We start from the raw sequence: 10,490 nt of genomic DNA, 5'->3' as shown, positions 1-10,490 counted from the left end.
ATGCTACTCCAAGACGCATTCGATGCGGCCCAAGTCTTTCTAGACACGGTCATACGTCCGGTGCACCGGGTGGAGATTGTCATTTGTCGGTGCGAGGAAACGGACGAGGGCTGGGAGTTTGCGTACGACAGCAGGGCATACCTGGAGAATCAGGAATTTCGTGAGGCTCTCGTCGGAAATGGACCGGTCGTGATTCCCCGCACCGGCGACGCACCATACATTCGTTCAGTCTTTCCGCGTTAGTACCCTGGACAGTGCTCCCCGGGGCTCCACTGCCGTTCCCACCTACGGAACTAGCGTGGTCGTGGTTCGCGACGTTGGCTCGGCGTTGGGTTATCGCATTTTGACGGCTTACCCCCAGTAGAGAGGCGAAGATCGATGAACCAGGGCTTCTTTCAGAATATGCCGGGATTCTTCGGTGGGTATTTTCACCAGGACTTCGGCCTCTTCGCCGATACAATGGGGGCTGGTGCAGTGATTGGTGACAACTGACTTCTGGGATCCGGGCGGGTCCTGGTGGAAGGATGTTGTCATGTCTAGAGCTTTTCCTGAGGAGTTTCGCCGTGACGTGGTCGCGGTCGCGCGGCGCCGTGAGGCGCCGCAGAAACAGATCGCCGAGGACTTCGGGATCTCTCATGCGACGTTGTCGAACTGGTTGCGTCAAGCCGATGTCGAAGACGGTGAGAAGCCAGGGGTGACCCGTGAGCAGGCGCAAGAGGTGCGGGAGCTGCGTCGGCGGAACCGGCTTCTCGAGCAAGAGAATGAGGTGTTGCGTCGTGCGGCAGCGTACTTGTCGCAGGCCAACCTCAGGCTCGGTGGCCACCCAAAATGATCTACCCGCTCGTCCGCGAGTTGGCCGTGGACGGCGTGCCCGTCACGGTGACGTGCCGGGTGCTCAAGATCGCACGTCAACCGTACTACCGGTGGCTCAGTGACCCGGTGACAGCGCTGGAGTGGGTGCAGGCGCATCGGATGAATGCGCTCGTTGATGCTCACCGCGAGGACCCTGAGTTTGGTTACCGGTTCCTTGGCGACGAGGCCGAGGTCGCGGGGTGGCCCATGGCGCGCAGAACCGCGTGGTCACTGTCCGCTCAGGCGGGCCTGGTGTCGGCCACACAGCGACGCAAACGGGGCAAGGCCACCAAGGCCGGCCCGCCCGTGTTCGACGACTTCGTGAGGCGCATCTTCAGGGCCGACCGCCCGAACCAGGTGTGGCTCACGGACATCACGGAACACCAAACGGGTGAAGGCAAGCTCTACCTTTGCGCGGTCAAAGACCTGTATTCCAACCGCATCGTGGGCTACTCGATCGGTGACCGCATGCCAGCCCAGTTGGCCGTGAGCGCCCTGAACAACGCCGTCGCTTCCCGCGGCGACGTCACCGGATGCGTCCTGCATGCCGACCGTGGATCCCAATTCAGGTCCCGGAAGATGGGCCACGCACTGAACCGTCACCACATGGTCGGATCCATGGGTCGCGTCGGCGCTGCCGGGGATAACGCCGCAATGGAATCGTTCTTCAGCCTGCTCCAAAAGAACGTGCTGAACAGGCAACGGTGGGACACCCGCCAAGAGCTCCGCATCGCGATCGTGACCTGGATCGAACGGACCTACCACCGGCGCCGCCGCCAAGACCGGCTCGGACGCTTGACCCCCATCGAGTACGAGACCATCATGAACACACCACTGGCCCTCGCGGCCTAAACCGAACTGTCACCAGTTCCTGCACCAGCCCCCGTCGCCGGTGAGGTGGTCGATCCATTGCAGGGCGTGGCGGGTGAGATCGACTTCATTGTGGACCACCTCGATGTGATCCGTGCAATCTGCGAGGACGAGGACTCGTGGGTGGAGTTCAGCCGCACAACTGATCGGTTGCTGGGGCTTCCGGACCTGTATTCCTAGGTCTCCTATCGGGATCTAGCCATGTGCGGTTTGAAGCCGCCTCCTCGTTCGAGGCTCGAAGAACGATCGCCAATACGCTCAAGTGGAGCCAGGAGCGCAACGCCAAGACGGACAGGCTTGGGAGGACAGCTGAGGGTTGAGGCGACCAAGGATCCGGCCGTACACCAACACCGCCAACTCCTGGAACAATGGGAGTCGGTACCGCCTCCCAGGCCATGTCTTGGGATGATGTGTCCAGGGGTCGACGTTCACGCCGCTTCTTAGCGCGGGAACGCGCGGTCCTGCCGAAAGTCCCACGGCATCGCCGACGGCTTATGTCTGTCACCGTCGGAGCGAGAGTACGAGAAGGGCCGGGTGGGCCACGGCGTCACGAAACGCCTGGTAACCGTCCGACGCACGGAGCGCGGGGTGGCAAGCAATGCTGCCGCGATGAGCAGTGAATGAAGGAGGAACTGTGGCACGACCAGCCCAGAGCCGGTCCGGCCGAGCGCGCGCGGATTCCCGCCAGCAGCGCCGCCGCCCACAGCGCCCTACCGAGCCTGGCCTGATCCCGGTGCTCGTGGGAATCGCCCGAGACATCGATAGCGCGATGCGACGCCCCCCGCCGCGTTCAGGCATCCGCACCAAGTTTCAGGTGGTGGCGCTCCTGGTGCGCGAGGAGCGGGCGCGGGTCAAGGCGGACAGCACGCTGACCACCGTGAAGCGGGACAAGGAACTCAAGCGCCTCGACGGGGTGGCCACCCAGTTGGCCAAGATCGCCGCCAGGGATACCTCGCTGCTTGAGTTGCTCGCCGAGGACGCGCGGGTGTCCGACTCCGCTCGCCAGTACAAGGCGACCGTGATGAGGGCAGGCGGTCTGGAGCCGCCAGAGGAGCCAGCGCCCACCCCACCCGCCGCGCCCGATCCGAGCGCTCAGAACCGCGTAGTTCCGCAATCCGTGATTTCTCGTCAGCTGGCCAATCCGTTCCTTGCGCCGGACTTCGAGGCCGCCGCAGAGCGACGCGCAGGCAAGGCCCGCAGGCTCGCAGGGTGGGAGCTTCTCGAGCCGCTCTTCCGCTCCTTTGAACAGGCCGACGCTGGCGCCCCAGCGTGCATGACACTCCCCGAGCCGCGCTCTATGACCTCGCCGGCCGGGCTCGACCTGATGCCTCACCAGGCGCGCGTCGTCGGCGCCACCTCGCGCGGTCACCGCACCTTCTTGCTCGCCGACGAGCCAGGCCTTGGCAAGACGGCACAGGCGCTCCTCGCAGCTCAAGCCGCCGACGCCTACCCTCTGCTGGTGGTGGTCCCCAACGTCGTCAAAACCAACTGGGCCCACGAGGTCGGGATGTGGACGCCGACGCGCCGCTCCACCGTCGTCCACGGCGACGGCGAACAGATCGACGCCTTTGCCGACGTCGTGATCGTCAACTACGAACTCCTCGACCGCCACGTGGGCTGGATGGGCGACATCGGCTTCCGCGGCATGGTGGTCGACGAGGCGCACTTCATCAAGAACAAACGCTCGCAACGCTCCCAACACGTGCTCGATATCGCCGAACGCATCCGTGCCCGCACCGCGCGCCCGCTCATGATGGCGCTCACCGGCACCCCACTGATTAACGACATCGAAGACTTCAGGGCCATCTGGCAGTTCCTCGGGTGGATCGATGACGAGAAGCCGCTCGGCAAACTGATGAGCGCTCTCGAAGACACAGGACTGACCCCCGCCGACCGCGGATTCCCTTCCGCCGCGAGGTCCGCCGTGATCGACATGGGAATCGTGCGCCGGCGCAAGGTCGACGTGGTCGCCGACATCCCGGCCAGGCGTGTCGCTGACCTACCCGTCGAACTCGACGGCGCGGCCGGTCGCTCGATCCGTGCGGCGGAGACGGCGCTGGCGAAGCGACTTGTCGAGCGCTACCGCGCGGCGCTGGAGTGGCGAGGGGACGACGACGCGGTCGAGGGCGTCGACTATGAGTTGGCTCGTCGCGTGGCGGCGGCAGAACTCAAAGACTCCGAGTCCAAGACCTCCGGCGAGAACGTCTTCACCATGGTTCGCCGTATTGGCCAAGCCAAGGCAGGGCCGGCAGCCGATTACGCCGCTCAACTTGCCCGCACCGTCGGCAAGGTCGTGTTCTTTGCCAAGCACATCGACGTCATGGATCAGGCCGAGCAGATGTTCGCCGACCGGGGCATCCGGTACGCCTCGATCCGCGGCGACCAGACTCCCAAGGCGCGAGAGAAGGCCATCGACGCGTTCACCAACGATCCAGAGGTGTCGATCGTGGTGTGCTCCCTGATGGCAGCCGGAGTGGGGCTGAACCTGCAGGTCGCCTCCAACATGGTGCTCGCAGAGCTCTCGTGGACCGATGCCGAACAGACGCAGGCGATCGACAGGATCCACCGCATCGGCCAAGAAGAGCCGGTCACGGCCTGGCGCATCATCGCGGCCCAAACCATCGACTCGAAGATCGCCGAACTCATCGACAGCAAATCGGGTCTGGCCGCGAGGGCACTTGACGGGGCAGGAGAAGACGACGGCGCGTCGTCGACAGACGTGCAGCTCGAGGCCCTGGTGAGTCTGCTCACGGACGCCCTCGAGGACGACGGCCCCGCTTAAGACCCGCCGCACCATTCGAGCGAGCGCCCTGCCCGCCACCCGCAGGACCATCGTCCCCGGCGCGTGCGAGGGCCACGATGCGACACTGCGAGAGGATCCGCTGGAGGTGTGTCGTGCGAGAACTGGGTGCGGGACGCCGCCGCACGCGCTTGGTCGCGCCCGCAGGCGCCGACGGCTGGCTCGCGGTGGCCCTTGTCGTCCTGGGGTTGGGCGTCGCGGCGATCGCGATACTGGGCCCGCTCCTGACGAACGTGATCGAGTATCACGTGTCAGACGGCGCGGCGAATCAGATCGCGGGAGGCGACTTCGCCGGGTTGGTGCTGGTCGCGCCCGTGAGCCTCGTCGCGAGCGGGCTCGTGGCCCGCGGCCACCACGCGGGAACGGTCCTTGCGCTGGGACCTTCCGTCTACGTCGCGTATACGGTGATCCAACTCTCAGTCGGCGGCGACGTCACGCGCTACGCGGGCAATAGCGAGAGGTTCTTCCCGCTCTTCGTGGGACTGCTGGTGCTCGCGCTCGCGATAGCGATACGCGCGTGGGCGTCCTTCGCACCCGGAGACCTCCCACGGACATCGCGCAGGCTCGATCGGACGGTGGGCTGGTTTGCACTCGTGGTGGCGATGTTCCTTGCCGTCGGCCTGCACTTGCCAGGGCTAGTGGACGCGTGGGCCGACGCACCCAGCGGGCCGGAGTACCTTGCGGATCCGGTCGTGTTCTGGTTGGTGAAGGTCATGGACCTTGGCCTCGTGGTCCCCGCGCTCGTGGCAGTCGGGTGGGGGAGTATTCGAGGCGCCGCATGGGTGGTGAAGGCGAGGTATGCGGCCGTCGGGTGGATGGCCATGCTCGGCACGGCAGTGGCAGGGATGGCGATCACGATGCAGGCCACTGGGGATCCCGCCGCCAGCGTCGCGAACACGGCGGCGTTCAGCCTCTTTGCGCTGGTGGCACTGAGTATCGCGGTCGCCGCCTACCGCCCGCTCTTCGCCGACGCGGGGAGAGTCACGTGACCCCAACGTCGTCCGGCGAGAGGGCGACGGTCGGGTCACCCGCCTCGTCGCCACGCGTCCCGCTGCCTGGCGAACGGTTTGACGCCATCATCGTCGGCGCGGGCGCCGCGGGCCTGTCGCTCGCATGCCACCTCGCGGACTCCGGCTGGGGAGACAAGGTGCTGGTGGTCGACGACGCCGACCAGCCTTTGGAGCAGAAGTCGTGGGCATGGTGGAGCAGGGGAGACGGCCTGCTCGATGCGGCCGCTTCCGCGGTCATCGGGACGCTTCGGGTTGCTGGCGCGACGTGGCAACGGGATCTCGCCATCGCGCCCTACTCTTACCGCCGCATCACGGGACCCGAATTGTCGGCGGCAACCGACCGGTTCATTGCCGAGAGGCCCGGCTACGAGCGCTTATCTGGCTCGGTGACAGCGATCGCTCAGGACTCCACCGGCGCTCGCCTGGTGATCGAGGTGCCGCATGACGGACACCGTCGCACGGTCGAGGTTGCCGCGCGATGGGTGTTCGACAGTGTGGGCCCCGGCGAGCCGTCTCGCGGTTCGGGCACGCGCGCGTACTTGGACTTCCACGGCTTGTACATCGACTGCCCCACGGATGTCTTCGACACCGGAACGGCCACGCTGATGGACTTCCGCACGGACCAATCGGCGGGCACAGCGTTCGTCTACGTGCTGCCGCTGACCGCACGGAGCGCGCTGGTGGAGCGGACGGTCTTCGCGTTCTCTGACAGGTATGACCGCACCCGCCAAGCCACGCTCCAAGAGAGCCGGGTGCGCCAGTATTTGCGCGAACACGTGCGTGCGGGCGCCTACCGCGTGACAGGGCACGAGGTGGGGATCATCCCGCTGGAGCGCGGTCCAGTCGCCAAGCCCTCCGGCTGGATTGTTCCCATTGGCGCGAGGGCCGGCATGGTCAAGGCGAGCACCGGCTACGGCTTCGAGCGCATCCAGCGCCATAGCGCCGCCATCGCCTCCTGTGTGGCGAGCGGCCGCCATCCCGCCAGCGCCGCACGCGAGTGTCACTGGGCCCGCACCCTCGACCACGCGCTGCTGCGCGTCATGCACGCAGATCCGGCGCAGGCTCCGGACATCTTCGCCACACTGTTCGCACGCAATCCAGCGCCCCGCGTGCTGTCCTTCTTGGACGAGGACGCTTCGTGGCGCGACCAACTGAAGCTCTGCGCCACGATGCCTCGTGCGCCCTTCGTGCGGGCTCAGGTGCGCGCGGCGACCAGCACACGGGTGGCGGGTCCGCGCGTGCCTCACGCAGAGTCGGACAAGGTATCGCTCCCGTCACGGTGACTCGGCCGTGCGAAGGAGAGCCCTCGTCGCGCGCTTTCAGTTGTCGCGTTGCTCTTGCTGCGCGGCGCCCAGGATGTGGCAGATGCTCGCATCAGAGCATTCGGCGGGGTCAAGGATGCGGCTACGGGCGACGAGTCGGTCCAGTTCCGCCTCGAGCATGCGCAGCTCGGCTTGCCGTGCTCGGACGCTCTCGAGCTTTGCGCCAAGCAAGGCAACCACGTGCGTGCACGGCGCTTGCCCCTCCTCGCGCAGGTCGATCACGCTCGCAATCTCGGCAAGGGTGAGCCCGGCGGACTGTGCGCCGCGGATGAAAAGCAAGCGATTTGCGCTCGATTCGTCGTAGTCGCGGTAGCCATTAGAGGTCCGCCGTGGAGGGGGCAGGAGCCCCTCGCGTTCGTAGAACCTAATGGTCTGGCTCGTCACGCCTATTGCGTGGGACAGTTCCCCGATCTGCATGCCTACAGGCTACCCCTTGACCTTATAGTCCGCTTCAAGGTCTACCGTCGCCGTATGAACATCACACTGCAGTACTTTGACGGCTGCCCGAATTGGAAGATTGCCGACGAACGCCTCGCTGTGCTCGCGGCGGAGCGCCCTGACCTCGGGATCAGGCATCAGAATGTCGAGACAGGTGAGGACGCCGAGCGGGTCGGTTTCCACGGCTCGCCCACCATCCTCATCGACGGAATGGACCCGTTTGCACATGCCGATGCAAGTGTCGGACTGGCGTGCCGCATTTACGAGACTCCACAGGGTCCGGCCGGGGCACCCACCCTTGAGCAGTTGCGCCAGGCGGTGGCGCACTCATGACAACGTACGACCTCATCGTGATCGGCGCCGGAATGGCTGGAATCGGCGCTGCCAACAAGTGCGCGTCCCAAGGATGGAGTGTTGCGATCGTCGACGAGCTAGCGTACGGCGGCACCTGTGCGCTGCGGGGATGTGACCCGAAGAAGATCCTGCGGCGTGGTGCGGAGGTCATCGACAGCGCCCGGCTGATGCAGGGCAAGGGCATCGATGCCAACGGCCTGTCGATCAACTGGGGCGATCTCATGGGCCACAAGCACGGGTTCGTTGACCCCATGCCGCAGAGTATGGAAGATGGCCTCGCAAGCAAAAGAGTGGCCACACTTCACGGCTCGGTCGCGTTCACCGATAGGAACCACATTGAGGTGGACGGCGCTCCGTACGAGGCGTCACACTTCCTGATCGCCACGGGCGCCCGCCCCCGTCCGCTCGACTTCCCGGGTCACGAGCACATGGCCGACAGCACAGAGTTCATGGAACTCGACAAACTCCCCAAGCGGATCCTGTTCGTCGGCGGTGGGTTCATCTCCTTCGAGTTCGCCCACATTGCCGCACGCGCTGGAAGCACGCCGGTGATCATCGATCGCGGAGCGCGGCCGCTTAAGGGATTCGACCCCGATCTCGTCGAGCTGCTTGTCGCGCGCGGCGCTACCGCAGGGATCGACGTACGACGCTCGACCACCATCACCGGTATCCACCAGACGGCATCTGGCCTCCAGGTAGGCGTCGAGCGATCCGGCGCGACCGAAACGATCGAGTGCGATCTTGTCGTACATGGCGCTGGCCGACTCCCTGATCTCGCCAGGCTCAACCTTGGCGCCGCGGGCGTCGAGTGGAGTGAGCGTGGGGTGAGCGTGGCCGGGCACCTGCAGAGCACCACGAATCCGGCCGTCTATGCGGCGGGCGATGCGGCAAACACCCCGGGAATGCCACTCACTCCAGTCGCGCTGTTTGAGGGCAAGGTCGCGGCATCCAACATGCTGAAGGGCGCCGCCGCCGTTCCGGACTACACGGGTATCCCAACGGCCGTATTCACGATCCCCGAACTCGTCCGCGTCGGGATGCTTGAGCAGGAGGCGCGGGACAAGGGCCTCGACGTCGAGGTCCGTTACCGGGACACCAGTGGCTGGTACTCCAACTATCGCATCGGCGAAACCACCGCAGCCAGCAAAATCCTCGTGGACCGCTCGACCGACCTGGTTGTCGGCGCACACCTCCTCGGACCCGAGTACGGTGAATTGATCAACACCATCGCCATGGCGATGAAGCTGGGCATCACCACCAGGCAGATGAAGTCGGCGACCGCCGCGTATCCCTCGGTCGGCTCGGATCTCGGTTCGATGCTCTGAGAGGAGGCATTGGCCACCTCGAGTTGACCGGTCCCCGGAAACCGGCTGATAGTGGTTGCGAGGCCCAATGCGGGACCTTTGTCCCCCTGCCACGATCGGGCGACTCCCCGTCGAGAGTGAGAAGTGATGACGAGCGAAGCCATGGCCCAGGCCGCCCAGATCGCCGAGGTGATTCGCTCGCGGGCGGTTCACCCGGTATTTCAACCCGTGTTTGATCTGGCGACCACGGAGATCGTCGGTTTTGAGGCGTTAGCCAGGGGGCCGCACGGGAGTGCGATGGAGAGCCCCAGGGCGCTCTTTGGTGCGGCCCGTCAGCACGGGTACACCGCGGAGCTTGACTGGGTGTGCCGGGCTGCAGCGTTCGAGACCTTCCTGGACTCCGACGCGCCCCCGGCCCTGACACTGCTGATCAATGCCGAACCGGAGTCGCTCGGGGTCGAGTGCCCCGACGACTTGCTACCCGTGGTGCACAAGGCCGAGTCGTCGCTACGCGTCATGGTTGAGGTCAATGACCGCGCCCTCGCGGAGGATCCCGCCCAGTTGCTCGCCGTCGAGCGCAGGGCCCGGGAAATGGGCTGGGGCATCGTGCTTGACGACGTGGGTTCCGGTCCGGGAGCGAACGCCATGATTCCGGTCATGCGGCCAGACATGGTCAAGATTGACCTCGCTTTGCTGCGGGCGGTGTCCGATGCGTCGGCCGCCGCCGTGATTCTTGCCGCGACGAGGCACGCCGAGCGCACGGGCGCCTCACTGTGTGTCGAGTCGATCGAGAACGAAGAGGACGTTCACTTCGCTCGCGCGCTGGGCGCCGCGTATGGGCAGGGCCACCACCTCGGTGCGCCCGGCCCGCTTCCGCACAACCTCCGTGCCCCTCGCAAGCCGATACCGCTCGTAGCCCCGTCCGATGGCGACGTCGCGGGGCGGACGCCATGGGATCTTGTCGACCACGTCGAGACGCGCAGGGTGGATCCCGACCATTTCGTGGAGTGGGCCAGGGTGATCGCCCGAGGTTCCATCGCGCCGGGGGCGGCGCCGATCATCCTTGCTGGCGTGGGGCGCGACGGGTTTGACGGCGACGTTGCCGCCACCTTCCCTCAACAGGATGTCCCGCTTCTGTCGGCTGCCTTCGGCGTCGGCATCGAGGAAGAGCCGCTTCCCGGCCTCCGCGGCGTGCGCCTCACCGCCGACGATCCGCTTGCCTCGGTGCCCTTCTTGGTGGTCATCAGCCCGGCGGGAGGTTTTGCGCTTCTTGGCAGGGGCGAACCTGACGGCAAGATACTCGCACTCGTGACTCAAGACAACGCGACCGTCGACGACATTGCGCGCCACCTCATGAGGCGAATCCCTCGCGTCGGCGGAAACGGAATGGCGCTGGAACCAACCGCGCCCATTGCCAGGGATCCTCAAGAATCCAGCCACGAGCACCCCGACGAGGGTGCGGGCGGCGGTCGCAGGCTCTTCGCGCGCCGTGAACGTTAACAACGGTAGGCATTACGTCCCCCACTTCAGTCGCAGCGGG

At 65.8% G+C, this 10,490-nt stretch carries 9 protein-coding genes and 1 pseudogene; 9 read left to right on the top strand and 1 reads right to left on the bottom strand.

The window, feature by feature from the left end:
• From LGT36_RS14240 to LGT36_RS09095, 6 genes and pseudogenes are all read left to right on the top strand, one after another.
• A complete protein-coding gene (locus tag LGT36_RS14240) occupies positions 1-243 on the top strand; it encodes a YrhB domain-containing protein (protein ID WP_226095074.1) in 243 nt (80 codons plus the stop codon).
• Between the two features lie 289 nt (positions 244-532).
• A pseudogene (locus LGT36_RS09110) lies at positions 533-1,704 on the top strand (IS3 family transposase).
• A 66-nt stretch (positions 1,705-1,770) separates the two neighbouring features.
• A complete protein-coding gene (locus LGT36_RS14145; protein WP_255633197.1) occupies positions 1,771-1,902 on the top strand; it encodes a hypothetical protein in 132 nt (43 codons plus the stop codon).
• A gap of 454 nt (positions 1,903-2,356) precedes the next feature.
• Entirely contained in the window at positions 2,357-4,504 is a 2,148-nt protein-coding gene (locus tag LGT36_RS09105) for a DEAD/DEAH box helicase (protein WP_226264542.1), read from the top strand.
• A 113-nt stretch (positions 4,505-4,617) separates the two neighbouring features.
• Positions 4,618-5,511 (top strand): hypothetical protein, encoded by an 894-nt coding sequence (locus LGT36_RS09100; RefSeq protein ID WP_226097605.1) that lies wholly within the window; start codon positions 4,618-4,620, stop codon positions 5,509-5,511.
• Complete coding sequence (locus LGT36_RS09095; protein WP_226097606.1) at positions 5,508-6,815, top strand: FAD-dependent oxidoreductase; 1,308 nt, start codon at positions 5,508-5,510, stop codon at positions 6,813-6,815. The genes LGT36_RS09100 and LGT36_RS09095 overlap by 4 nt, the downstream gene beginning before the upstream one ends.
• 36 nt (positions 6,816-6,851) lie before the next feature.
• Here LGT36_RS09095 and LGT36_RS09090 read toward each other — a convergent pair whose 3' ends face one another.
• Positions 6,852-7,271 carry a heavy metal-responsive transcriptional regulator gene (locus LGT36_RS09090; protein WP_226097607.1) on the bottom strand — a complete coding sequence of 140 codons (420 nt, stop codon included), beginning with the start codon at positions 7,269-7,271 and terminating at the stop codon, positions 6,852-6,854.
• A gap of 54 nt (positions 7,272-7,325) precedes the next feature.
• Here LGT36_RS09090 and LGT36_RS09085 point away from each other — a divergent pair, with 54 nt between their 5' ends.
• The 3 genes from LGT36_RS09085 to LGT36_RS09075 all read left to right on the top strand — a co-directional run bounded on the left by LGT36_RS09085 (position 7,326) and on the right by LGT36_RS09075 (position 10,450).
• A complete protein-coding gene (locus LGT36_RS09085; RefSeq protein WP_226097608.1) occupies positions 7,326-7,625 on the top strand; it encodes a thioredoxin family protein in 300 nt (99 codons plus the stop codon).
• Positions 7,622-8,971 carry an NAD(P)/FAD-dependent oxidoreductase gene (locus LGT36_RS09080; RefSeq protein ID WP_226097609.1) on the top strand — a complete coding sequence of 450 codons (1,350 nt, stop codon included), beginning with the start codon at positions 7,622-7,624 and terminating at the stop codon, positions 8,969-8,971. Before LGT36_RS09085 ends, LGT36_RS09080 begins: the two co-directional genes overlap by 4 nt.
• A gap of 126 nt (positions 8,972-9,097) precedes the next feature.
• The gene (locus LGT36_RS09075; protein ID WP_226097610.1) at positions 9,098-10,450 is read left to right on the top strand and encodes an EAL domain-containing protein; all 1,353 of its coding nucleotides are present in this window, start codon (positions 9,098-9,100) and stop codon (positions 10,448-10,450) included.
• The last annotated feature ends 40 nt before the right edge of the window (positions 10,451-10,490 follow it).

It is taken from the genome of Demequina sp. TMPB413, assembly GCF_020447105.2.
In the GTDB taxonomy this organism is placed as follows: domain Bacteria; phylum Actinomycetota; class Actinomycetes; order Actinomycetales; family Demequinaceae; genus Demequina.
The sequence above is the reverse complement of the archived record's forward strand: the minus strand, read 5'-3'. Positions and strand labels throughout refer to the sequence as shown.